The organism is Terrabacter sp. Soil811, assembly GCF_001429655.1.
Classification (GTDB): domain Bacteria; phylum Actinomycetota; class Actinomycetes; order Actinomycetales; family Dermatophilaceae; genus Terrabacter.
Genome location: NZ_LMSX01000007.1, coordinates 647,428 through 669,722, shown reverse-complemented (window position 1 = coordinate 669,722; position 22,295 = coordinate 647,428). Strand labels below are relative to the sequence as shown.

Genomic DNA, 22,295 nt, shown 5'->3' with positions numbered 1-22,295 from the left:
CCGTAGAGTGGCTGTTCAAGGTCTGTCAAAGGTTGGAGAAGGCATGGAGATCGAGCGCAGCGTCACGGTGGCACACCCGGTCGACCGCGTCTTCGCCTACCTCAGCGACTTCACGAACACCACGGAATGGGACCCCGGGACCGTCCGCACCGAGCGCGTCTCGGGCGACGGCGGCCTCGGCACCCGCTACCACAACGTGTCGAAGTTCCTCGGCCGTGAGACCGAGCTCGACTACATGGTCATCGAGCACGTCCCCGACGAGCGGTTCGCGCTGCGGGGCGAGAACGCGACGGTCGTCGCCAAGGACACGATGACCTTCGTGCGCACCGTGACGGGCTCGGGAGCAGCCTCGAGCGAGGGCACGACGGTGACCTACCGGGCGGACTTCGAGTTCAAGGGCATCGCCAAGCTCGCCGCACCGTTGCTCGCGCCGGCCTTCAAGAAGCTCGGCGACGAGGCCGAGCAGGGCATGCGAGACGCGTTGAGCAGGCTGGGGTAGCGGATGTACACCATCAAGCGTGCCGCGGAGCTGACCGGGATCAGCGTCGCCACCCTGCGCGCCTGGGAGCGCCGCTACGGCGTCGTCAGCCCGCAGCGCTCCGACGGCGGCTACCGCCTCTACGGCCCCGAGGACGTCCGCGCCCTCGCGATCATGAACTCCCTCGTCAACGAGGGCTGGTCGGCCCGTGAGGCCGCCGCCGAGACGACCCGGCGGCTCTCGAGCCGCGACCCCGCCGGTCGAGAGGCACCCTTCGGTCGCGCCGACCGCGAGGGCCGCGGCGGCCGCGTCGCACCGCTGCGCCCAGGTGGGCGCTACCAGTCCGAGGACGCCGAGGCGTTCGTCCGTGCGGCCGAGCGGCTCGACTCCGCGTCCGCGTCGGCGGTGCTCGATGCGCGCTTCGCGCTCGGCACCTTCGAGCACGTCGTCGACGACTGGCTCATGCCGACCCTCCAGCTCGTCGGTGAGGAGTGGGCGCACGGCCGGCTCACCGTCGCCGGTGAGCACCTCGTGTCGTATGCCGTCCAGCGCCGTCTCGCGGCCGCCTATGAAGCCGCGTCTGGCCGGGTCGACGGCCCGACCCTCCTCATCGGCCTGCCGCCCGGTGCCCGTCACGAGCTCGGCCTGCTGGCCTTCGCCGTGGCCGCGCGTCGGGCCGGCTTCGCGACGGTCTACGTCGGCGCCGACCTGCCCGTCGAGGACTGGCTGCGCGCCATCGAGGCGCGGGGGGCCACCGGCATGGTCATGGCCGTGCCGCGCGACATCGACATCACCGCGGCGCAGGAGATCGTCGACACCGTGGCCCGCGTCCACCCGGAGGTCGTCATCGGGCTCGGCGGCAGCCAGCAGAACGAGATCAACGGACCCTGCGTGCACCTCGGCCACTCGATCACCGTCGCGGTGGGCGAGATGACGCGCCGCCTGCGCATCCCCGCCTGACCGTGCGCGTCCTCGTCCTCGGGGGCACGGGGGAGGCGCGGGACCTCGCAGGTCGCCTCGTCGAGCGCGGCGACGCCGTCGTGTCGAGCCTCGCGGGCCGGGTCAGCGCGCCGGCCCTGCCGGTCGGCGAGGTGCGCACCGGCGGCTTCGGCGGTGTCGACGGCCTCGCCGACCACCTCGTGGCGCACGGCTACGACGTCGTCGTCGACGCGACCCACCCGTTCGCCGCGCAGATCACGGGCAACGCCGTCGCCGCCTGCGGCCGGATCGGCGTGCCGCTCGTCCGACTCCAGCGACCGGGGTGGTCGCGCCACCCGCTCGCCGGGGCGTTCACCTGGGTCGACGACGTCGAGGCCGCGCGGGTCGCGGCCGAGGCCCTCGGGGTCCGGCCGTTCCTCACGACCGGGCGCCAGCAGCTCGAGACCTTCGCCGCGTGGGACGACCGCTACGTCCTGGCGCGTGTCGTCGACCCGCCCGACTGGGACGTGCCCTCCTCCTGGGAGGTGCTGCGGGCGCGCGGGCCCTACCCCTACGCCGCCGAGCGCGAGCTCCTCGAGAGCCGGGCCGTCGACGTGCTCCTCACCAAGGACTCCGGCGGCGCCCTGACAGAGGCCAAGCTCGGTGCCGCCCACGACCTCGGCGTGCCCGTCGTCGTCGTGCGACGACCGCCGGTGCCCGGCGGCGTGGCCGTCGTCGAGTCGGTGGGGGAGGCCCTCGGCGCGATCGACGCGAAACGGGCCTGACGGCATACGACCTCGCGTACGTTCGAGAGGTGACGGCGGACCTGCAGCAGCGGGCGCGGTGGGAGCGGCTGCTCCCGGGTGTGGCGGTGCTGCGCCGCTACGACAAGGTGTGGTTGCGCGGCGACGTGCTCGGCGGCATCACGGTCGCCGCCTACCTCGTGCCCCAGGTGCTCGCCTACGCCGAGGTGGCCGGGCTTCCCGCGGTCAGCGGGCTCTGGGCCGTCGGGCCGGGACTGCTCGTCTACGCGGTGCTCGGGTCGTCGCGACAGCTGTCCGTCGGGCCCGAGTCGACGACCGCGCTCATGACGGCTGCCGGCGTGGGTGCGCTCGTGACGGCCGGCGGGGGCATGGCGATGCGCCAGGAGATTGCAGCGCTCCTCGCGATCGCCGTCGGGCTCATCTGCCTCGTCGGCTTCGTGACGCGGCTCGGCTTCCTCTCCGACCTGCTGTCGAAGCCGGTGCTCGTCGGCTACATGGCCGGCATCGCGGCACTCATGATCGTCAGCCAGATCGGCAAGGTGACCGGGCTCCACGTCGAGGGCGACTCCTTCCTCCAGGAGGTGAGGTATGCCGTCACGCACCTCGGCGACGTCCAGGTGCCGACGGTGCTGCTGTCGCTGGGCGTGCTCGTCGTGCTCTTCGCCTTCCAGCGCTTCGCGCCGCTCTGGCCGGGGCCGCTCATCGCGATGCTCGGGGCGACGGTGGTCGCCGCCGTCCTCGACCTCGCCGACCGTTTCGGGATCACGCTCGTCGGCCCCGTGCCGGAGGGGCTCCCGTCGTTCTCGCTGCCCGACGTGTCCGACGTCGACGTGTGGGCCCTGCTGCCTGCGGCCCTGGGCGTCGCGGTCGTCGCCTACTCGGACAACGTGCTGACCGGGCGGGCCTTCGCCGGTCGCCACCGCGAGACCATCGACAGCGACCAGGAGTTCCTGGCCCTCGGCGGCGCCAACGTCGCGACCGGCCTGCTGCAGGGCTTCCCGATCAGCTCGAGCGGCAGCCGCACCGTCATCGCCGACTCGATGGGGGCACGCACCCAGCTGCACTCCCTCGTCTCGCTCGTCCTCGTCATCGCGACCCTGCTCTGGCTCGGGCCGGTCATCGCGGCCTTCCCCACCGCGGCGCTCGGCGCCGTCGTCGTCTACGCCGCGATCCGCCTCGTCGACATCGCCGAGATGCGGCGCATCGGCGCGTTCCGGCGCAGCGAGCTCGTGCTGGCGCTCGCGACGACCGCCGCCGTGCTCCTCTTCGGGGTGCTGCCCGGCATCGGGGCGGCGATCGCGCTCTCGGTGCTCGACCTGCTGCGCCGCATCGTCCACCCGCACGACGGGGTCCTCGGCTACGTGCCCGACGTCGCGGGCATGCACGACGTCGACGACCACCCGGACGCCGTGCAGGTGCCCGGACTCGTCGTCTACCGCTACGACTCGCCCCTCTTCTTCGCCAACTCCGACGACTTCGTCAGCCGTGCCCTCAAGGTCGTCGACGAGGCGACCCGCCACGCACGGGTCGAGTGGTTCCTGCTCAACGCCGAGGCCAACACCGAGGTCGACCTCACGGCGGTCGACGCGCTCGAGACGCTGCGCTCGACGCTCTCGGACCGGGAGATCCGCTTCGCCATGGCCCGGGTCAAGGAGGACATGCGGCTCTCGCTCGAGGCGGGTGGCTTCATCGACAAGGTCGGGACGGACCTCATCTTCCCGACCCTGCCGACCGCCGTGGCCGCGTATGCCGCGTGGTACGAGCGCGAGCACGGCTCTGGTCCGCCCGGGCTCCGGATCCCACCCGTGCCGGCCCAGCCCGAGCCCGACGCCTAGCCTTGCCGGCATGCACCTCGACCCACCTGCCGCGCCGCCGACCGTCGTCGGGATCCACGTCGCCAAGGGGCGCCGGCTGCCGACGCGCTCGGTGCCGAGCGTCGAGGCGGAGGCGGGCGCCGGGCTCGTCGGTGACCGCTACCACGGCAGCAAGCACCGGCACGTGACGATCCAGTCGCTCCCCGACCTCGAGGCCGCCGCTGCCGACCTCGGGCGTCCGGTCGACCCGGGCCTGACGCGTCGCAACCTGACGATCTCCGGCGGCGTGATCCCGACGAAGCCGGGCACCCGCATCACCATCGGCGACGTCGAGCTCGAGGTCGTCCGCATCGCGGCGCCCTGCCGCCTCCTCGACGACAACCTCGGACCGGGCGCGGCGCGGGCGCTGCACGCACGGGCGGGGACGGTCTTCCGGTTGCTGACGTCCGGGACGATCAGCGTCGGCGACGAGGTCGACCTCGCCCCCTGAGCGCTGTCGCGGCCGCGACAGCGACGGCGACGGCGAGGGAGCCGACGCTCACGCGTCGCGCGAGGCGGGCGGCCGGGCCGATGTCGTGGGCCCTCGCCGCCGGGCCGGCGCCGAGGGTGCCGCGGTCCTCGCTCTCGCCGTCGTAGACGTTCGATCCCCCGAGCCGCACCCCGAGCACGCCGGCGAAGGCGGCCTCGACGACGCCGCCGTTCGGGCTCGGGTGGGCCGGGGCGTCACGCCGGACGGCCGCCCAGCCGGCGACGGCTCGCTCCCTGGACCCGGCGCTCGCCAGGGCCAGGGCGGCCGCGACCCGGGCCGGGACCCAGTTGACGACGTCGTCGAGCCTCGCTGCGGCCCAGCCGAACTCGCGGTAGCGGTCGTTGCGGTGGCCGACCATCGCGTCGAGCGTGTTGACGGCGCGATAGACGAGCAGCCCTGGGACGCCGAGCAGAGCGCCCCAGAGGAGCGGCGCGACGACCGCGTCGGACGTGTTCTCGGCGAGCGACTCGATGCAGGCGCGGGCGACCTCGTCGGCGTCGAGCCGCGTCGTGTCCCGCCCGACGAGGTGGCGCACCTGCACCCGGGCGGCCTCGAGGTCACCCCGCCGCAGCTGGCCGTCGATCGTGGACGCCTCGCGCGTCAGTGAGCGACCGCCGAGCACGGCCCAGGTCGCCGCGGCGGTCACGAGGGTGTGGGCGACGTCGCTGCGCCGCGTCGACCGCTCGGCCACGACGCCGAGGCCGGCGGTGGCGCCCACGAGCAGCGCGACGTGCGAGACGCCGCGAGCTCGCCGGACGGCGTACGTCCGCTGCTCGAGGGCCGTTGCGGCCGAGCCGAACCCGGCCACGGGGTGCCAGCGGCGCGGGTCACCGAATACCTGGTCGAGCGCCCAGCCCAGGACCAGCCCGGCGGACCGGCTCATCGGAGGACGTCGAGGGCCGCGACGTCACCGATGACGACGACGGCAGGGGCGCCGAGGCCGTCACGGCGGGCGCGGGCGTCGATGTCGCGCAGGGGTGCCCGGACCGTTCGCATGCTCGGCAGCCCTGCGTCGGCCACGACCGCCGCAGGGGTCTCCGGCGACAGACCCTCGGCGACGAGGGTCTCGGCGACCGCTCCCAGCGTGGCGACACCCATGAGCACGACGATCGTCGTGCGGCTCCGGGCGATGGCCCCCCAGTCGAGAGTGCTGCGCGGGTCGCCCGGCGGCACGTGGGCGCTCACGACGGTGAAGCCCTGCACGAGGCTGCGGTGCGTGACGGGGATGCCGGCGAGGGCCGGTGCGGCGATGCTCGACGAGATGCCCGGGATGACGACGACGGGGATGCCACGCGCCGCGCAGGCCTCGGCCTCCTCACCACCGCGACCGAAGACGAAGTTGTCGCCGCCCTTGAAGCGCAGGACGTTCCGACCGGCCAGGGCGTGCTCGACGAGAAGGTCGTTGATCCGCTCCTGGGGTGTGAAGTCGCCGCGCGGGATCTTGCCGACGTCGACGACGTGCACGTCATCGCGGGCGTGCCGCAGCGCGCTGAGCGGCGCGAGCCGGTCATGGACGATGACGTCGGCCTGCCGAACGGCCTCGATGCCGGCGACCGTCAGCAGGCCGGGGTCGCCGAGGCCACCCCCGAGCAGCGTCACCGTCCCGACCACGGGGTGGCCTTCCGCGACAGCGGCTTCGGGGGGCGGCGCGGGAGACGTCGACGGGTCGCCGCGCAGGACGACGTCGTAGGCCGTCGGGTCGGCCTGCGGGGCGAGCGTGACGAGCCCGCGTTCGGCGAGGTCGCGCAGGGAGGTGGGCAGGTCGTCGAGCGCCGCGGCGACGGTCACGCGGGCCCCGTCGCGCAGGAGCGCATGGACCGTCGCGACCGAGTGCGGAGCGATCCGCGCGACGAGGACGGAGAGGCCGGAGAAGCTCAGCTCAGGCGACATGGCGGAGTCTCCTCAGGTCGTCGAGCGCCGCGGCGACGCCGCGTGAGGTCGCGGGGTCACGCACGGCGAGCCGGATCCACGTCGGGCCGAGGCCGGGGAACGTCTCGCCCCGGCGCACGGCGAACCCGAGGCGGGCGAGGTCCTCGCGGACGGACTCTGCGCCGACAGGGCTCGTGTCCACGAGGACGAAGGGCGCCGCCGACGGGGCCGCGGTGCGCAGCCCGACGGCGGCGAGCTCGCCCACGAGCACTGCACGGTCGGCGGCAAAGGACACGGCCGCTGCCTCCGCCTCGGCGACGGCGCGCTCGGACAGGCAGGCGACCGTGGCGGCGAGGGCAGGGCTCGAGACGGCCCACGGCGGCTGCACGCCACGGAGGCCGGCGACGAGCGCAGGGTCGCCGACGACGTAGCCGGCACGCAGGCCGGCCAGGCCCCACGTCTTCGTCAGCGACCGGACGACGATCAGCCCTTCGAGGTCGCGACCGACGACCGACTCGGGCTCGCCCGGCACGGCGTCCATGAAGGCCTCGTCGATGACGACGACGCGCCCGCTCCGGCGCAGCGACCGCACGTCGCCGGCGGGGTGCAGCACCCCCGTGGGGTTCGTCGGGTTGCCGACGACGACGAGGTCGGCGGCGGCGTGCTCGCCGGACGGGCCGAAGGACGACGGATCGAGGCGGAAGCCGTTCTCGTGCGGCAGCACGCACCGGTCGACCGGTCGACCGGCTGCGACGAGGGCTGCCTCGGGCTCGGTGAACTGCGGGTGCACGACGACGGAGCGGCTGCCGGCGACCGCGCGGGCGACGAGCGTGAACGCCTCGGCCCCTCCCGCGGTCGGCAGCACGCACTCAGGGTCGACGCGGTGCCGTCGTGCGATGGCAGCGACCGCCGCTGACGGGTCCGGGTATCTCCCGAGGTCGTGCAGCGAGACCGCGATGACGTCGGCGAGCCATGGCGGCGGCGCCGGCAGCCGGACGTTGACGGCGAGGTCGACGAGACCGGGGACGACGTCCTGGTCGCCGTGGTGGTGCAGGTCGACGTGCCCGCTCACGACGCCTTCCGGCGCGAGGCGGTCGTGACGGCATACGCGTGGACGGCCTCGGCGAAGCGGGCAGCGAGCCGGGGGTGACCCGCCCAGTGGGTGTGGAGGTAGGACGCGTGCAGGGTGGCGCGGCCGGTGCCGGCGGGGTCGAGGGCGAAGCCGTCGGGCGTCCCGTCGAGCAGCCAGGCCGCCGAGCTGGGCCGCTGCTCGCCGCCCACGGTCGTCCGGTGGAACTCATGGCCCGTCACGCGGGTGCCGGCCACCGAGAGCACCGAGTCGCCCGGGGCGATCGCGGTGCGGTAGCCCAAGGTGAGGCGTGGGCCCATCGCGCCCACCGTCGGGATCGCGCCGACCATCTCGTGGCCGTCGACGGACTCGGAGAGGTAGAGCATGCCCGCGCACTCGGCCACGGTCGGCAGGCCGCCGCGGACGGCATCCAGGATGTCCTCGCGCAGGGCGGAGTTCGCGGACAGGTCCTCGGCGTGGACCTCGGGGAAGCCGCCGCCGAGGTAGAGCCCGGCCGTGCCCGCGGGCAGCGACCGCGCGTGGAGCGGGTCGAAGACGACCGGCTCGAGGCCCGCGGCCCGGAGCAGCTCGTCGGTCTCCGCGTAGCGGAAGGTGAAGGCACGGCCGCCCGCGACGGCCACGACGGGACGCCGCCCGGTCGGGGCCGGCCGGGCGGCCTCGCCGAGGACGGTGGCAGCGTCCCACGCCGGGACCTCGAGGTCGGGGGCCGACCGGGCGATCGACAGCACCGCGTCGAGGTCGACGTGCTCGGCCACGCGCTCGGCGAGCAGCCGCACCGACCGGGCGGCCTCCTCGCGCTCGGCGGCGGGCACGAGGCCGAGGTGACGCGACGGCGCCTCGATGCCGGCGTCGCGCGGCAGCACTCCGAGGACCGGGACCCCGGTCGCCTCGAGCGCTGACCAGACCTCGCGGGTGTGCCGGCCCGACGCAGCCTTGTTGAGGACGACCCCGGCGACGCGGACCCCGGGCTCGAAGGTCGCGAGGCCGTGGACGATCGCGGCCGCGGTGCGCGTCATGTGGCTGACGTCGAGGGCGAGCACGACCGGCGTGCGGGTCAGGGTCGCGACGTGCGCGGTCGACGCGTAGCCGTCGCCGCCGATGCGCCCGTCGAAGAGCCCCATGACGCCCTCGACGACGGCGACGTCGGTCGGTCCGCCGGCGGTCGCGCCGTGCACGAGGAGCGGCGCCACCTGGTCCTGGCCGCAGAGGAAGGGGTCGAGGTTGCGACCCGGGCGGCCCGTCGCGAGCGCGTGGTAGCCGGGGTCGATGAAGTCCGGGCCCACCTTGAACCCCGAGACCCCTAGACCACGGGCGCGCAGCGCGGCCATGAGCCCCGTCGCGACGGTCGTCTTGCCGTGGCCCGAGCCGGGGGCCGCGACGACGAGTCGAGGCAGAGCGGTGGCGCCGGGCACGTCGGGCCCGTCGGGCCCGGCGGGCCCGGCGGAGAGCCGGCCGAGGGCGGTGCCGATCGCCGAGCCGACGGCGGCGTCGACCGCGCTGCTGAAGGCGCTCACCACTCGATCCCTCGCTGGCCCTTCTGGCCCTCGTCGAACGGGTGCTTGACCTTGGTCATCTCGGTCACGAGGTCGGCGAGGTCGAGGACGGCCTGCGGGCAGCGACGTCCGGTGATGACGACGTGCTGGTGGCCCGGGCGCTCGCGCAGGGTCGCGACGACGTCGTCGACGTCGATCCAGCCCCACGCCATCGGGTAGGTGAACTCGTCGAGGACGTAGACGGCGTGCGTCTCGGCAGCGAGCCGGCGCTTGATCTCCGCCCACCCCTCGCGAGCCGCCTCGGCGTGGTCGTCCTCGGTGCCCTCCTTGCGGGTCCAGGACCAGCCGGCGCCCATCTTGTGCCACTCCATCGGACCGCCCTTGCCGGTCTCGCGGTGCAGCTCGGCGAGGGTCTCGACGGCGGTCTGCTCGCCGATGCGCCACTTCGCGCTCTTGACGAACTGGAACACGCCGACCGACCAGCCCTGGTTCCAGCCGCGGAGGGCGAGGCCGAAGGCGGCCGTCGACTTCCCCTTGCCGTCGCCGGTGTTGACGATGAGCAGGGGCCGGTTGCGACGCTGGCGCGTCGTGAGGCCGTCCTCGGGGACGGTCGTCGGCCGGCCGCGCATCAGGCGGCCCGTCCCGTCGGGCGCGGCATGCGTGCCGCGCCGACGATGGCCGACGCGGCGAGCTCGCCGACGGGCAGGTGCTCGGCGCCGAGGTGCTCGGCGAGCCGGGCCGCCAGCCCCATCCGGAAGCGCCCCGACTCGCAGTCGAGCACGACGCTCTCGACTCCTTCGCCGCGAAGCCGGGTGGCGACGCGCGCGGCGCGGCCCAGCGCGTCGGCGCCGCTCGTGGCCCGGCCGTCCGTGACGACGACGAGGAGCGCGCGCCGGTTGGGGTCGCGCAGGCGCTCGACGCGCAACGTGTCGAATGCCGTCCCGAGCCCTTCCGCGAGCGGCGTCCGTCCGCCGTGGGGCAGGTCGCGAAGCCGCCGGGCCGCGATGTCGACCGAGCCGGTCGGCGGCAGGGTGAGCTCGGCGTCGGACCCGCGGAAGGTCACGAGGCCGACCTTGTCGCGCCGCTGGTAGGCGTCGAGGAGCAGCGAGAGCACCGCCGACTTCACGGCCTCCATGCGCTTGCGGGCGGCCATCGACCCGGACGCGTCGACGCAGAGCAGCACGAGGTTGGACTCCCGACCCTGCAGGACCGAGCGGCGCAGGTCGCCGGGGAGCACGCGCAGGCGTCCCGACCGGTCGCCCGTGGCGCCGCGTCCCGCGGCCGCGCGGATCGTCGCGGGCACGTGAACCGGCCCGGTGCGGGCGGTCGTCGAGCCGACGCGGCGTCCCGTGCTCGTGAGGGCGGCCGACCGGCGTCCCGGGTCGCCCTGCCCGATCCCCTTGGCGCGCAGCAGCTTCGCTCGGTAGGGCTCATCGGCCGCGCTCACCGCCGAAGCCGCGGGCACCTCGCTCTCCACGCCGTCGACGCCCTCGCTGCCCTCACCGAGCCCCGGCTCGAGCTCGGCGTGCTGGGGCTCGGGCTGTCGTGGCGACTCCTGCCCGTCGGTCCGTGCCGTCTCCGACGACGAGCTCGGCTGCGCCTCGTCGTCGCGGTCGTGGTCGTGGTCGTGGTCGGCAGGCTCCGGCTCCCCGCCGTCACCCGGTCCCGGATCCGGCTCGGGGTCCGGCTCGTCGTCGCCGAGGAGCTCGTCGAGGAGGTCCTCGTCGATCCCGGGGGAGTCGAACGGGTTGCGGCGCCGGCGGTGCGGCAACGCCAGCCGGGCAGCCGCCCGGACGTCGGCGACGGTGACCACCGTGCGTCCCGACCAGGCCGCGTGGGCGACGGCGGCGCGTGCCGTGACGATGTCGGCGCGCAGACCGTCGACCTCGAAGCCGGCGCAGACGACCGCGATCCGGGTCAGCATCTCGTCCGTCAGGGTCACGGTTCCGACCCGCGACCGCGCGGCGGCGATCCGCCCGCGGAGCGCCTCCTGGTCGTCCTCGAACCGGGCCGCGAACGCAGCCGGCGACGCGTCGAAGGCCAGCCGGCGGCGTACGACCTCGGCGCGCAGCGCGGGCTCCCGGGGCGCGGCGACCTCGACGGTCAGCCCGAAGCGGTCGAGCAGCTGCGGGCGCAGCTCGCCCTCCTCGGGGTTCATCGTCCCGACGAGGACGATCCGGGCGGCGTGCGAGACCGAGACGCCGTCGCGCTCGACGGTGTTGCGGCCCATGGCAGCCGCGTCGAGCAGCAGGTCGACGAGGTGGTCGTGGAGGAGGTTGACCTCGTCGACGTAGAGGATGCCGCGGTTCGCGGCCGCGAGCAGGCCGGGCTGGTATGCCGTCTCGCCGCGTCCCAGCGCCCGCTCGAGGTCGAGGGACCCGACGACACGGTCCTCGGTGGCGCCGATCGGCAGCTCGACGAGGCGGGCCGCTCGGGTGCCGGCCGCGGCGTCCGGGTCGTGCGGTCCGTCCGGGCATCCGGCGCCGTCGCCCGGTGCGCAGCCGAAGCGGCAGCCGGCGACGACCTGCTGGCGGGGGAGCACGGCGGCGAGGCCGCGCACCATCGTCGACTTCGCCGTGCCCTTCTCGCCGCGCACGAGCACGCCGCCCACCTCCGGCGAGACCGCCGTGAGGACGAGCGCCAGGGTCAGGTCGTCGGAGCCGACGACCGCCGAGAAGGGGAAGGTGCCGGGTGGTGACCCGTGCTGGTCAGGGTCGTTCAGGACATCGTTCGGGACGTCGTTCGGGACGTCGTTCGAGCCGTCGCGCATGTGACTGCGAGCCTCCTGCGGGTGCCGCGCCCGCGTCGGTGGACCGGACGCGCCCGGGCGGGCGCGACCAGCGACGGGAGATGCCCTGGCTTCCGCCGACCGCGTGGTCGGAGGTTCACAGTGGCGGGACCGCTCCGGATTCGCACCGGATTCCTCTCCCAGTCGCCAGCGGCAGTCTGCCACGTCGCCGGGGTGCGGCGCCCGGCGGCTCAGGCCGACTGCGCCACGGTGCCGGTCTCGGTGCCCGTCTCGGCGTCGGTCGGCAGGATCGACACGATGGCCCGCCACACGGCGGTCGACGTCGTCGGCACCAGGGCAGGACCGTGCTCGTCGGCCTCGACCCGGAGCAGTCCGGCGTCGACGTCGACCCACGCGAGTCGACGCACGACGGTGCGGTCCCGGGCCTGGAAGGCGATGTCGACGACCGACAGCTGCCACAGTCCGGCACGCACGGCCGCGCCGGCGCGGGGCCACGGGGCGAGCAGGTCGGCGAGGGCCTCGCTGCCGGCGGTGCGGGCGGCCACGGAGTTGGAGGCGAGGTCGTCGAGCAGCGACTCGTCGACGACGGCCGACGCCGCGTCGAGACGGGGCCGGGCCCGCAGCCCGGTCAGCTGCGCGATGGTCGTCGGCACGAACTCGGTGCTCAGGGCTGCGAAGTCGTAGGTGCCGTCGGCGAGGTCGGTGAGCATGGCGCTGACGAAGGCCACCCAGGCCTGGTGGAGGCGCACTCCGTCGGGTCCGGTGACGAGCACCTGGAGCGAGCCGAGCGAGCTGGTGACGGCGGCCAAGGCGTTGCGCAGGACGGGGTGCGGGGCTCCGTCGGCGACCGCGCCGGCGTCGCTGAGGCGCTCCACGACGTCCTCGCAGGCACCCTCGGGGTCGGTGGCGTACTCCACGAGGGTGATGAACGCGTCGGCGTCGAGCCGCAGACGGGTGGTCGAGGCGTCGAACGTCACGCTCATGCAGGCACCAGACCGTCGGTCCGCATGACGAGGCTCGCCGCGACGGCGTCGAGGACGGGTGCCAGGTGCGTGAGTCGCAGGGTGCCGACCCGGGCGGTCAGCGTGATGCCCGTGCCGTCGACGAGGGTCGTCCACGACTCGGTGGTCACGGACTCATGGGCAGGGGTCGAGTGGGTCGTGAGCCGGCGCAGCCCGACGTGGCCGCCCACGGTGATCTCCTCGTGGTCGAGGAGGAGGTAGCCGTCGAGCTCCTGCGACTCCAGGTGCTGCGTCGTGCGCTGCCACTCGGCGAGCGAGCCCTGCACGTCGGCGAACGTGAGGACGACGTTGGTCCGGAAACGGTCGGAGTCGTCCGGCTCGACGGCGGCGACGACGTCCCCGTCCGGCGAGAGCTCGATCGCGTCCCAGTGCTCGGGCACGGCGAACGACACGCGGCCCCCGCGCGTGCTCATCGTGGTCAGTCGGGGCGTCGGGACCTGCCCCGAGCCCGGGTGGACGTCGGTCATCTCGGTGTTCCTCCCCTGTGTCGCCATCTGGGTGCCAGCCGTCCCCCGACGACGTGCGATAGACATCATGGGGCCGAGATGGGGCGTATCGCACCGGAACGGTCATAACGAATGCCACCGGATCGTCGCGCTAGGGTCGCCGCTGTGATCGAGGTGGTCGGCGTGGGTGCATCCGGGCTGGAGTCCCTCGGCCCCGACGGCCGCCGGCTCGTCGACGAGGCCGAGGTCGTCGTCGGCGGTGAGCGGCATCTCGCGATGCTCGGGGTCCGTCCCGGCCGGCGCCTCGTGCCGTGGCCGTCGCCCTTGCTCCCGGGCCTGCGGCGCGTGCTCGACGACGCCGGTGCGGGTCGGGTCGTCGTGCTCGCGAGCGGGGACCCGCTCGTCTCGGGCATCGGGTCGACCCTCGTGCGCGAGCTCGGTGCCGCCGCCGTACGCATCCACCCGGGTGTCTCGTCGGTTGCGCTCGCCCGAGCCCGGATGCATTGGGCCGCAGAGGATTCCGACGTCGTCACCCTCGTGGGCCGAGATGTCGACCGGCTGCGCCGTGACCTGGCGCCGCGGGCCCGGCTCGTCGTGCTGACGTCGGGCGACGACGCCCCCGCGCGCATCGCCTCCCTGCTCGTCGAGGAGGGGTATGCCGGCAGCCGGCTCACGGTGCTCGGTGACCTCGGCTCACCGGCGGAGTCCCGCATCGACGGGCTGGCCGCATCGTGGGACGGCCGTCCCGCCCCTCGGCTGCACCTGGTCTGCGTCGAGTGCGAGCCCCGTCCCGCCCGGAGCGCGAGGTCGCTCGTGCCGGGACTCGACGAGACGGCATACGACCACGACGGGCAGCTGACGAAGCGCGTCGTGCGGGCGGCCGCGCTGGCCCACCTCGCCCCTCAGCCCGGCGACGTCATGTGGGACCTCGGCGCCGGCGCCGGGTCGGTCGGCATCGAGTTCGCACGGCAGCACCCGCGCAACGAGGTCCACACGGTCGAGCGTGACCCGGAGCGGGCCGAGCGGGTGCGGCGCAACGCCCGTGCGCTCGGGGTGCCCGGGGTGCGGGTCGTCGAGGCGGCGTCGATCGACGTGGTCGCGGGGCTGCCCCGTCCGGACGCCGTCTTCGTGGGGGGCGGAGCCACCGGCCCGCTGCTCGACGCGTGCTGGGCCGCACTCGTGCCGGGGGGACGGCTCGTCGTCCACGGCGTCACGGTCGAGACCGAGGTGCTGCTCCACGAGGTCCGGGCCAGGCTCGGTGGGTCGATGAGCCGGATCGCCGTCGAGGACCTCGACACCATCGGGTCGCTCCACGGCTGGAAGCCTGCGCGGTCGATCGTGCAGTGGTCGGTCGAAAGACCTGTGACACAGACGGATTCGGAGACTGACGCATGACGGTCCACTTCATCGGTGCCGGCCCGGGTGCCGCCGACCTGCTGACGCTCCGCGCGGTACGGCTCGTCGGGGAGGCGCAGGTGTGTCTCTATGCCGGCACCTACATCGGGTCGGAGGTGCTCGCGCACTGCCCCGAGGGAGCCGAGCTCGTGGACACCCAGCACCTCGACCTCGACGCCATCACCGAGCACTGCGTCCGCGCCCACGCGGCCGGTCACGACGTGGCGCGGCTGTGCTCCGGGGACCCCTCGCTCTACTCCGCCGTCGCCGAGCAGACCCGGCGGCTCGACCGCGCGGGGGTGCCGTGGGACGTGACGCCCGGCGTTCCCGCGTATGCCGCTGCTGCTGCCCTCATCGGTCGCGAGCTGACGGTCCCCGAGGTCGCGCAGTCCGTGGTGCTGACCCGGGCCCACCGCGACTCGACGCAGATGCCCGAGACGGAGTCGCTCGCCCACTTCGCGCGGTCCCGGGCCACGCTCGTGCTGCACCTCGCGATCCGCCGCACCCGCGAGCTCATGGCGTCGCTCGTCGGCGACTACGGCGACGACTGCCCCGTGGTCGTCGTCGCCAACGCCGAGCAGCCCGACCAGCTCGTGCTGCGCGGGACCCTGGCCGACATCGCCGACCAGGTCGAGGCCGCCGGTCTGCGTCAGGCCGCGGTCATCCTCGTCGGACGCGCGCTCGCCGCGCGCGACGCCGACGACTTCGTCGAGTCGCACCTCTACGGCACGCGGATCACCCGAAACACGCCGGGCGCCTAGGGTCCCCGTGGCGTGTCCGGACGGGCTGTGTCAGGATGCGAGTGCCGCAGTGCACGGGAAGTCGGTGTGATTCCGACGTGGTCCTCGCCACTGTGACCAGGGAGCAAGTCCCCACCGTTCGCCACTGGTGACCTCAGGTTGACGCCGGGTCGCTGGGAAGGCTGGGGAGGCGTGACGATCTGGAAGCCAGGAGACCGGCTGCGGCGCGATCTGTCCACGAGGCATGGAACGAAAGGGTCAATCTGCCATGACCACTGCTGCATCGGCGTCTGCCGTCTCCCCGTCCACGAGCGTCCGCGTCCCCGTCTGGGCGTGGGCCCTGTTGGCGTTCGCCGTCTTCGCGCTCTACTTCGTCTCGCAGGAGAACGGCGCCCTGCTCAGCGCTCCCGCTGCGCAGATGCTCCACGAGCTGACGCACGACGCGCGTCACGCTCTCGGCGTCCCCTGCCACTGAGGTGGGCCTGAGCTTCGGCTCCGTGCTGCGGCGCGGGGTCCTTGCCGGCGTGTCCGCAGGTCTCGCGGCCGCCGTCGTCATCTGGCTCGTCGTCGAGCCGGTCATCCGTCGGGCCCTCGCCATCGAGGACATGCGCTCGATGCACGGCGGCCAGTCGGCGCCCGCCGGTCTGCCCACCCACGGTGGCGACGAGCCGCTCGTGTCGCGGGCCGCCCAGGTCGTCGGTGGCGCCGTGACGGCGGTCCTCGTCGGGGTCGCCGTCGGGGTCGTCTTCGCCGTCGTCTTCGCCAGGATGCGTGAGCGGCTCCCCGGTCGGGGCGACTTCGGCCGCTCGATGGTGCTCGCCACCATCGGCTTCGCAGCCGTGAGTCTCCTTCCGGCACTGAAGATCCCGTCGAACCCGCCGGCAGTCGGCGATCCGGGGACAGTCGGGCAGCGCACGCTGGTCTATGCCGTCGTCCTCCTCCTCGGGGTCGCGATCGCCCTGCTCGTGCCGGTGCTCGACCAGCGCCTCGTGGCGCGAGGGACGGTGCCGGCCACGCGGTGGGCCATCGACGTCGTCGCGACCGTGGTGCTCGTCGTGCTCGTGCTGGTGCTCGTGCCGGGCTCGCCCGATGCTGTGCCGGCCGACGTGCCGGCGGCGCTGCTCTGGGACTTCCGGCTCGCCTCCCTGGCACAGCTCGCCACGATGTGGCTCACGCTGGGTCTCGTCTTCGGGCTGCTCCTCGAACGGGTCGCCGCGCCCAAGCGGGCTCTCAAGCCCGTGGCGGCGTGACGGCACACGAGAACGCCTCTGCCGACAGCGATTCCGCGCGCACGTGCATCGTCCGCGTGTGCCGTGACTGCTGCTGCGGCACGGAACGCAAGCACCCCGGGGTCGACCACGACGGGCTCCTGGCCCGCCTCGAGGTCGGCACCCGGGGGAGCGCCCGCGTGCTGCGGAGCGCGTGCCTGCTCGCCTGCGACGAGTCGAACGTCGTCGTCGTGACGCCGTCGGTGGTCGGTCGCCGCGCCGGCGGTCGGCCCGTGTGGGTGCGCGCCGTGCTCGACGACGAGACGGTCGACGCGGTCACCGGGTGGGTCGCGCTCGGCGGCCCGGGTGTCGCGGACGTGCCGGCGCCGCTCGCGCAGCAGGTGTTCGCCCCGAGCGGGCTGTCGCTGACGTGGACGGCGGTCTGAGGCGCCGCATCAGGAGTCGGCGCGGACGTCCAGCCCCACCTCGACGGTGTCACCCTCCTCGACGTCCTCGGCGCGACGGACGGCGACCTTGAGGGGGACGACGTAGCCGCCGTCCTTGGGCCACAACGACGTCGTCCACCGGGTGCGCCCGATGCGTGCGGTGACCGGGATCATGCCCCAGCCGTAGCTGACGTGCGCGACGTCGTGGAGCGCCTGCGACTCGTCCTCGGGCACGCTGACGAAGTAGTAGGGCGACGGACCCCGCCACTCCCAGACCTCGGCGCTGAACTCCAGCTCCATGCCCACAGGATGGCACCGATGTCGCTCCGTTCGACGTGGTCTGCGACGGCCCGACGTGGCTAGCATCGTGACCGAGATGGACACTCCTCAGCAGGTCGAGGCCTACATCGCCGGTCAGCCCGAGCCCAAGCAGACCGAGCTCCGAGAGCTGCACGCGCGGATGCTCGCGGAGTTTCCCGCGTGCCGGCTGTGGTTCATCGACGGCTCGGACGAGCACGGCAGGGTCGTGGCCAACCCCAACATCGGCTATGGCGTCCGCACCATCACCTATGCCGACGGGTCGTCACGCGAGTTCTACCGCATCGGCCTCAGCGCGAACACGACGGGCATCTCCGTGTACGTGCTCGGCCTGGCGGACAAGACCTACCTCGCGCGCACCTACGCAGACTCGATCGGCAAGGCCAGCGTCACGGGCTACTGCATCAAGTTCAGGCGCCTCTCGGCCGTCGACGCCGATGCGCTCCAGGCGGCGATCCGCGACGGCATGACCGGCGACCAGAGCTGCGGACCGTTGTCCACGGAGCAGAGATAGCGGCGTGGTCGACCAAGCCGTCGGGTCAACACTGTCCACGGAGGAGGTGGGGGCGTGTCGATGTTCGTTCCCGGGGCGGAGCTGAGCCGGCGGTTCTACGACGAGGCCGTGCAGCCCGTCTTGAGCGCCACCTTTCCCGGCGTGCCGCACTCTGCTGCGCTGCTCGGCCGTGGGTCGGAGGTGCTCGGCTTCGATGATGAGATGTCGACGGACCACGACTGGAAGCCCCGTGCTCTGATCTTTCTTGCCGAGGAGGACGAGCGGCGCCTCGGTGCCGAGGTGCGAGCGGCGCTGCAGCGCGACCTGCCGGCGACCTCCGCCGGTCGTCCGACCGGCCATGCGGTCCACACCGTGCGCGGCTATCTCCGGCAACAGCTGGAGCTGGACATCGACCACGACATCGAGCCGCGCGACTGGCTGACCCTGCCGGAGCACGGGTTACGTGCGTTCACCTCGGGCGTCGTCTTCCACGACGAGGTGGACCTGCAGACGGCCCGCGACCGTCTGGCCCACTATCCCCATGACGTCTGGCTCTACCTGCTGATCGCCGGGTGGTGGCGCGTGCACCCGGAGATGAACCTGGTGGGCAGAGCGGGAGCTGCGGGCGACGAGCTGGGCTCCTCGCTGATCGGGTCGCGCCTGGTCGGCGACCTGATGCGGCTCGCGTTCCTGATGGAACGGCAATACGCGCCGTACTCGAAATGGTTCGGGACGGCCTTCTCACGTCTGGAGTGTGGCTCGGAGCTGACTCCGGTCCTGTGGAACGTAGGCCGCGCGGCAACGTGGCCGGACCGCGAAGCGGCTCTCATGACGGCGTACGAGCGTCTGACCGCGATGCACAACGCGCTCGGTCTGACGGCTCCGGTCACGACGGAGGTCGTGCAGTTGTGGGACCGACCCTTCAAGGTCGCGTGGGCGGGCATCCCGGACCTGCTCCTGCCTCTGATCCAGGACCCAGCGGTCGTGAGCATTGCGCAGAGATGGCCGGTCGGACCCGTGGACCAGTTCCGCGAGCTGATCTGGGCACCGCAGAATCGACACCTGCTCCTGCGACTCTTCGACTAGGGGGAGCCCACGGAGTGTTCGCACGCGTCTCCGGGCCGTGGTCAGAGCGGTCGCCCGCGAGCGTCAGTGGACGTAGCGGGGCGTCCACACCTGGCCGACGCCGGTGACGCGGGTGCCGGACGCGCAGACGATGACGAGGCACTTCATGTCGATCGTCGCCGGGTCGAGGTCGGCGAGGGTCGTCACCGTGAGGGACTCCTCGGCTCGGCCGACGTCGCGACCCACGACGACGACGGTGGCTGGGTCGCGTTCCTCGAGGAAGACCTCGCGGGCGCGGGCCACCTGCTCGGTCCGGCTGCGTGAGGCGGGGTTGTAGAGAGCGACGACGAGGTCGGCCGACGCGGCGGCCCGCAGGCGCCTCTCGATGACGTGCCACGGCTTGAGCCGGTCGGAGAGCGACATGATGGCGAAGTCGCCGCCCAGCGGTGCGCCGGCGCGAGCCGCCACGGCCTGGGCCGCAGTGACTCCGGGCAGCACTCGCACCGGCACGTCGGTGTAGCCGTGCATCTCGGCCGCCTCGAAGACCGCCGATGCCATGCCGAAGACTCCGGCGTCGCCACCGGAGACGACCGCGACCCGCTCGCCCTTGCGGGCCAGCTCGAGGGCGTCCCGGGCGCGGTCCACCTCGACCGTGTTGCCGGAGGCGTGACGGGTGAGGCCCTCGCGCTGCGGGACCCGGTTGACGTAGGGCGCGTAGCCGACGACGTGACCGACGTCGGCGAGCGCGGCCGACGCCTCCGGGGTGAGCCAGCGGTCGGGTCCGGGGCCGAGGCCGATGACGACGACCTCGCCCTGGACGTCGTCCTCCGGACCTTCTTGCGGGACAGCCGGATCGCTCGTGCCTGAGGATGCCGCACGCCCGGCCGCGTCAGCCCGCAGGTCGCGACCGGGGACGACGACCATCGACATGTACGGCACGGTCGAGGCGTCGACCTCGGCGACGGGGAGCACCCGCTCGGCATCCGAGCTGGCCCGCTCGACGTAGCGCGCCTCGTCGAGCCGTCCGGCCTGTCGCAGGGCCTCGCGGACGTTCTCGAAGGTGCGGCCGAGCTTCATCACGACGGCAGCCTCGGTGTCGGCGAGCCGGCGCGCGAGCTCCGGCACCGGCAGCGTCCCGGGCAGGATCGTCAGCACGTCCTCGTGTCGGCAGAGGCCGGTGGCGACGGCGGCCGCCGACCCGCTGACCGACGTGACACCCGGGACGACCGCGGTGTCGTAGCGGTCGGCGAGACGGTCGTGGAGGTACATGTAGGTGCCGTAGAAGAGCGGGTCCCCCTCGGCGAGGACGACGACGTTGCGGCCCGAGTCCAGATGTGCGGCAAGGCGATCGGCCGACTCGTCGTAGAAGTCGGCCATGAGGCCGTGGTAGCCGAGCGGGTGGTCCGTCGCGCCGGTGGTGACGGGGTAGACGAGCAGCTCCTCGACGACTCCGTCACGGAAGTACGAGGCGGCGATGCGTCGGGCGATCGAGTCGCCCCGCGGCCCGCTGTGGAAGGCGACGACGTCGGCCTCACCGATGAGCCGCGCGGCCTTGACCGTGACGAGCTCGGGGTCACCCGGCCCGACGCCGACGCCGCGGAGCCAGCCGGTCACAGCTCCTCCTCGCGGGCCAGGGCGTTGACGGCAGAGGCCGCGAGGGCTGAGCCACCGCGCCGACCGTGCACCACGAGCCACGGGATGTCGAAGGGGTTGTCGGCCAGGGCGAGCTTCGACTCCGCGGAGCCGATGAAGCCGACGGGGATGCCGATGATGGCGGCCGGGCGCGGGCCCCCGTCGGCGATCGTCTCGAGGAGGTGGAAGAGCGCCGTGGGCGCGTTGCCGATCGCGACCACGGCGCCGTCGACCCGGTCGCCCCACAGCGAGACGGCCGCCGCGGATCGCGTCGTGCCCCAGGCCCGTGCGAGAGCCGGAACCCGCTCGTCGCGCAGCGTGCAGACGACCTCGTTGTCGCGGGGGAGCCGGGCCCGGGTGATGCCGGAGGCGATCATGTGCGCATCGGTGAGGATGGGCGCACCGGACCGCAACGCGGTCCGCGCGGCCGCGACGAGCCGGGGGTGCACGGCGATGTGCTCGGTGAGGTCGACGTCGCCGCTGGCGTGCACCATGCGGACGGCCACGACTCGGGCGTCCTCGGGAAGGTGGTCGAGCCGGGCCTCCGTCCGGATCGTCGCGAACGACCGGCGATAGATCTCCGCCCCGTCCGTGACGTAGTCGTAGCGGCGCGTCGGCGCCTGCCGTGTCTCGGTGGTCACGTCCATGAGGACTCCTGCTCGGCGATGGTGGACAAGGCTTGCTCGGCGGACCGTGGGGCCACCACGTCGACGTATGCCGTCGCGGGCGTTCCGCACCGACGCTCGCACCCGCTGACGTGCACGGGGAGGTGGCCGCCCGGCAGGACCGGGGCGAGGTCGCGGGCCAGGGCTCGGGTGTCGAGAGCGGACCGGGCACAGCCCGGGAGGCCGGTGCAGGCGTGCAGCCGGGTCCAGGGTGAGCCGGCGTGGGTCACCAGGCCCGCTGCCTCGAGCTCGGGCAGTGCTGCGGCGGCCTTCTCGATGACGAGCGAGCGCCACGGAGTCACGAGGACGCGGTCCGTGACCCCGGCGAGCGCGGCAACGTGGTCGGGTCGGAGCAGGCCGAGCGGCACCGCCACGACGGCGTGGTCGCCGACGGCGCCGAGCGGGCGCTCCGGCTGACGTGGCAGGTCGAGCTCGGCCGTCGGCTCGGGTCCGAGCGGCACCGCGAGCTCGCTGACGTGCCAGACGGATTCGTCGCCGCTGGTCGCTTGCACGAACTGACGGGCGAGGGCGACCAGCCGCGGAACTGCGGCCGCCAGCGGCACCTCCCAGCCGCGGTCGATGCCGCCAGCCAGCACGACGCAGCGAGCGGGACCGGTCGCGAACAGGCCGAGGTCGAAGGACTCGCCCACGACGTCGCCACGCCCGTCGTCGAGGACGAGGAGGAAGCGGCCGCCGAGGCGGGAGAGGTCGGGATCGGTGCGGAGCGCGGCGTCGAGGGCGCGGGTCACGGGACGCAGGTCGCAGTGCCCGGCGCCGTCGAGACCGGAGAGCGGCGAGGCGACGATGTTGCGGACGAGCTCGTGGGTCGCCGAGGGGACGAGTCCCGTCGCCCGGATCGCGTCGCGGATCCGCGGCGTCAGCGGGTCGGAGAGCCCCCGCAGCTGCAGGGCGCCCCGAGACGTCAGTTGGATCGCCGGATCCTGCTGTCCGGCAATGACATCCATGAGATCGGACAGGACCTCGATGCGCACCGGCTGGCCGGCAGGACGGAGCCGCACGATCGAGCCGTCGACCGCGACGAAGGGTCGGCTGACACCGGGACAGGCATCGCCTGCCCGGCGCTCTCGGCTCGACGGGGCGGTCACGCGGCACATGCTAGGCCCGAGCCCGGCGAGGTCAAGACGGCCGTCTCGGGCACCG

At 73.7% G+C, this 22,295-nt stretch carries 24 protein-coding genes and 2 riboswitches; of the genes, 12 read left to right on the top strand and 12 right to left on the bottom strand.

The features are described from left to right. The first annotated feature begins 43 nt into the window (after positions 1-43). From ASH01_RS09990 to ASH01_RS09970, 5 genes are read left to right on the top strand one after another with little or no spacing between them, the layout of a single operon-like run. A complete protein-coding gene (locus ASH01_RS09990) occupies positions 44-499 on the top strand; it encodes an SRPBCC family protein (protein WP_056774899.1) in 456 nt (151 codons plus the stop codon). 3 nt (positions 500-502) lie between these two features. After that, positions 503-1,438, top strand: a complete 936-nt coding sequence (locus ASH01_RS09985; protein WP_056774896.1) for a MerR family transcriptional regulator — start codon at positions 503-505, stop codon at positions 1,436-1,438. Positions 1,439-1,440: 2 nt separating this feature from the next. Then, complete coding sequence (locus ASH01_RS09980; RefSeq protein WP_056774894.1) at positions 1,441-2,181, top strand: cobalt-precorrin-6A reductase; 741 nt, start codon at positions 1,441-1,443, stop codon at positions 2,179-2,181. A 29-nt stretch (positions 2,182-2,210) separates the two neighbouring features. Beyond that, complete coding sequence (locus ASH01_RS09975; RefSeq protein WP_156415518.1) at positions 2,211-3,995, top strand: SulP family inorganic anion transporter; 1,785 nt, start codon at positions 2,211-2,213, stop codon at positions 3,993-3,995. Positions 3,996-4,005: 10 nt separating this feature from the next. Then, the gene (locus ASH01_RS09970) at positions 4,006-4,464 is read left to right on the top strand and encodes an MOSC domain-containing protein (RefSeq protein ID WP_056774889.1); all 459 of its coding nucleotides are present in this window, start codon (positions 4,006-4,008) and stop codon (positions 4,462-4,464) included. On the opposite strand, the gene ASH01_RS09965 is transcribed toward ASH01_RS09970, so the two are convergent. From ASH01_RS09965 to ASH01_RS09930, 8 genes are all read right to left on the bottom strand, one after another. After that, a complete protein-coding gene (locus ASH01_RS09965) occupies positions 4,430-5,386 on the bottom strand; it encodes a cobalamin biosynthesis protein (RefSeq protein ID WP_056774888.1) in 957 nt (318 codons plus the stop codon). The genes ASH01_RS09970 and ASH01_RS09965 overlap by 35 nt on opposite strands. Continuing rightward, positions 5,383-6,393: a uroporphyrinogen-III C-methyltransferase gene (cobA, locus tag ASH01_RS09960; protein WP_056774884.1), complete on the bottom strand. Its 1,011-nt coding sequence runs from the start codon at positions 6,391-6,393 to the stop codon at positions 5,383-5,385. Before cobA ends, ASH01_RS09965 begins: the two co-directional genes overlap by 4 nt. Then, entirely contained in the window at positions 6,383-7,444 is a 1,062-nt protein-coding gene (gene cobC, locus ASH01_RS23625) for an Rv2231c family pyridoxal phosphate-dependent protein CobC (protein WP_056774881.1), read from the bottom strand. The genes cobA and cobC overlap by 11 nt, the downstream gene beginning before the upstream one ends. Further along, positions 7,441-8,976 carry a cobyrinate a,c-diamide synthase gene (locus ASH01_RS23620; protein WP_235509588.1) on the bottom strand — a complete coding sequence of 512 codons (1,536 nt, stop codon included), beginning with the start codon at positions 8,974-8,976 and terminating at the stop codon, positions 7,441-7,443. The genes cobC and ASH01_RS23620 overlap by 4 nt, the downstream gene beginning before the upstream one ends. Then, a complete protein-coding gene (gene cobO / locus ASH01_RS09945; RefSeq protein WP_235509587.1) occupies positions 8,973-9,584 on the bottom strand; it encodes a cob(I)yrinic acid a,c-diamide adenosyltransferase in 612 nt (203 codons plus the stop codon). The genes ASH01_RS23620 and cobO overlap by 4 nt, the downstream gene beginning before the upstream one ends. Continuing rightward, the gene (locus ASH01_RS09940; RefSeq protein WP_082619641.1) at positions 9,584-11,725 is read right to left on the bottom strand and encodes a VWA domain-containing protein; all 2,142 of its coding nucleotides are present in this window, start codon (positions 11,723-11,725) and stop codon (positions 9,584-9,586) included. Before ASH01_RS09940 ends, cobO begins: the two co-directional genes overlap by 1 nt. 58 nt (positions 11,726-11,783) lie before the next feature. After that, positions 11,784-11,904: riboswitch (cobalamin riboswitch) on the bottom strand. A 30-nt stretch (positions 11,905-11,934) separates the two neighbouring features. Continuing rightward, positions 11,935-12,687, bottom strand: a complete 753-nt coding sequence (locus tag ASH01_RS09935) for a hypothetical protein (protein WP_156415517.1) — start codon at positions 12,685-12,687, stop codon at positions 11,935-11,937. After that, on the bottom strand, positions 12,684-13,193 hold the full coding sequence (locus ASH01_RS09930) for a hypothetical protein (RefSeq protein ID WP_056774872.1): 510 nt from the start codon (positions 13,191-13,193) through the stop codon (positions 12,684-12,686). The genes ASH01_RS09935 and ASH01_RS09930 overlap by 4 nt, the downstream gene beginning before the upstream one ends. A gap of 144 nt (positions 13,194-13,337) precedes the next feature. Between ASH01_RS09930 and cbiE the strand changes: the two genes are divergently transcribed. From cbiE to ASH01_RS09905, 5 genes are all read left to right on the top strand, one after another. After that, complete coding sequence (gene cbiE / locus ASH01_RS09925; protein ID WP_082619640.1) at positions 13,338-14,567, top strand: precorrin-6y C5,15-methyltransferase (decarboxylating) subunit CbiE; 1,230 nt, start codon at positions 13,338-13,340, stop codon at positions 14,565-14,567. Then, a complete protein-coding gene (gene cobM, locus ASH01_RS09920; RefSeq protein WP_056774868.1) occupies positions 14,564-15,328 on the top strand; it encodes a precorrin-4 C(11)-methyltransferase in 765 nt (254 codons plus the stop codon). The genes cbiE and cobM overlap by 4 nt, the downstream gene beginning before the upstream one ends. 30 nt (positions 15,329-15,358) lie before the next feature. Beyond that, a riboswitch (cobalamin riboswitch) is annotated at positions 15,359-15,545 on the top strand. A 30-nt stretch (positions 15,546-15,575) separates the two neighbouring features. After that, on the top strand, positions 15,576-15,782 hold the full coding sequence (locus ASH01_RS09915) for a CbtB domain-containing protein (RefSeq protein ID WP_020143588.1): 207 nt from the start codon (positions 15,576-15,578) through the stop codon (positions 15,780-15,782). Position 15,783: 1 nt separating this feature from the next. Continuing rightward, a complete protein-coding gene (locus tag ASH01_RS09910; RefSeq protein ID WP_056774865.1) occupies positions 15,784-16,557 on the top strand; it encodes a CbtA family protein in 774 nt (257 codons plus the stop codon). After that, complete coding sequence (locus tag ASH01_RS09905) at positions 16,554-16,961, top strand: hypothetical protein (protein ID WP_235508675.1); 408 nt, start codon at positions 16,554-16,556, stop codon at positions 16,959-16,961. The genes ASH01_RS09910 and ASH01_RS09905 overlap by 4 nt, the downstream gene beginning before the upstream one ends. 9 nt (positions 16,962-16,970) lie before the next feature. Here the strand turns inward: ASH01_RS09905 and ASH01_RS09900 are convergent, their stop codons facing one another. Next, a complete protein-coding gene (locus ASH01_RS09900) occupies positions 16,971-17,261 on the bottom strand; it encodes a DUF1905 domain-containing protein (protein WP_056774862.1) in 291 nt (96 codons plus the stop codon). Positions 17,262-17,337: 76 nt separating this feature from the next. On the opposite strand from ASH01_RS09900, the gene ASH01_RS09895 reads away from it, so the two are divergent. Together ASH01_RS09895 and ASH01_RS09890 are read left to right on the top strand one after the other, a co-directional pair. Then, positions 17,338-17,793 (top strand): DUF1801 domain-containing protein, encoded by a 456-nt coding sequence (locus tag ASH01_RS09895; RefSeq protein WP_056775341.1) that lies wholly within the window; start codon positions 17,338-17,340, stop codon positions 17,791-17,793. A gap of 60 nt (positions 17,794-17,853) precedes the next feature. Beyond that, complete coding sequence (locus tag ASH01_RS09890; RefSeq protein ID WP_056775338.1) at positions 17,854-18,858, top strand: DUF4037 domain-containing protein; 1,005 nt, start codon at positions 17,854-17,856, stop codon at positions 18,856-18,858. Between the two features lie 63 nt (positions 18,859-18,921). On the opposite strand, the gene ASH01_RS09885 is transcribed toward ASH01_RS09890, so the two are convergent. Genes ASH01_RS09885 through ASH01_RS09875 form a run of 3 tightly spaced genes read right to left on the bottom strand, consistent with a single transcriptional unit; the run spans position 18,922 to position 22,249 of the window. Next, positions 18,922-20,451, bottom strand: coding sequence for a precorrin-2 C(20)-methyltransferase (locus ASH01_RS09885; protein WP_056774860.1), 1,530 nt, complete (start codon positions 20,449-20,451; stop codon positions 18,922-18,924). After that, complete coding sequence (locus tag ASH01_RS09880) at positions 20,448-21,116, bottom strand: precorrin-8X methylmutase (RefSeq protein ID WP_056774858.1); 669 nt, start codon at positions 21,114-21,116, stop codon at positions 20,448-20,450. Before ASH01_RS09880 ends, ASH01_RS09885 begins: the two co-directional genes overlap by 4 nt. Further along, the gene (locus tag ASH01_RS09875) at positions 21,107-22,249 is read right to left on the bottom strand and encodes a precorrin-3B synthase (RefSeq protein ID WP_443081108.1); all 1,143 of its coding nucleotides are present in this window, start codon (positions 22,247-22,249) and stop codon (positions 21,107-21,109) included. The genes ASH01_RS09880 and ASH01_RS09875 overlap by 10 nt, the downstream gene beginning before the upstream one ends. Positions 22,250-22,295: the final 46 nt, after the last annotated feature.

Coding starts and splice junctions, on each gene's coding strand:
- ASH01_RS09990 (WP_056774899.1), top strand. CDS start 44: ATGGAGATCGAGCGCAGCGTCACGGTGGCACACCCGGTCGACCGCGTC.
- ASH01_RS09985 (WP_056774896.1), top strand. CDS start 503: ATGTACACCATCAAGCGTGCCGCGGAGCTGACCGGGATCAGCGTCGCC.
- ASH01_RS09970 (WP_056774889.1), top strand. CDS start 4,006: ATGCACCTCGACCCACCTGCCGCGCCGCCGACCGTCGTCGGGATCCAC.
- ASH01_RS09965 (WP_056774888.1), bottom strand. CDS start 5,386: ATGAGCCGGTCCGCCGGGCTGGTCCTGGGCTGGGCGCTCGACCAGGTA.
- cobA (WP_056774884.1), bottom strand. CDS start 6,393: ATGTCGCCTGAGCTGAGCTTCTCCGGCCTCTCCGTCCTCGTCGCGCGG.
- cobO (WP_235509587.1), bottom strand. CDS start 9,584: ATGCGCGGCCGGCCGACGACCGTCCCCGAGGACGGCCTCACGACGCGC.
- ASH01_RS09940 (WP_082619641.1), bottom strand. CDS start 11,725: ATGCGCGACGGCTCGAACGACGTCCCGAACGACGTCCCGAACGATGTC.
- ASH01_RS09935 (WP_156415517.1), bottom strand. CDS start 12,687: ATGAGCGTGACGTTCGACGCCTCGACCACCCGTCTGCGGCTCGACGCC.
- ASH01_RS09930 (WP_056774872.1), bottom strand. CDS start 13,193: ATGACCGACGTCCACCCGGGCTCGGGGCAGGTCCCGACGCCCCGACTG.
- cobM (WP_056774868.1), top strand. CDS start 14,564: ATGACGGTCCACTTCATCGGTGCCGGCCCGGGTGCCGCCGACCTGCTG.
- ASH01_RS09915 (WP_020143588.1), top strand. CDS start 15,576: ATGACCACTGCTGCATCGGCGTCTGCCGTCTCCCCGTCCACGAGCGTC.
- ASH01_RS09900 (WP_056774862.1), bottom strand. CDS start 17,261: ATGGAGCTGGAGTTCAGCGCCGAGGTCTGGGAGTGGCGGGGTCCGTCG.
- ASH01_RS09895 (WP_056775341.1), top strand. CDS start 17,338: ATGGACACTCCTCAGCAGGTCGAGGCCTACATCGCCGGTCAGCCCGAG.
- ASH01_RS09890 (WP_056775338.1), top strand. CDS start 17,854: ATGTTCGTTCCCGGGGCGGAGCTGAGCCGGCGGTTCTACGACGAGGCC.
- ASH01_RS09880 (WP_056774858.1), bottom strand. CDS start 21,116: ATGGACGTGACCACCGAGACACGGCAGGCGCCGACGCGCCGCTACGAC.
- ASH01_RS09875 (WP_443081108.1), bottom strand. CDS start 22,249: ATGTGCCGCGTGACCGCCCCGTCGAGCCGAGAGCGCCGGGCAGGCGAT.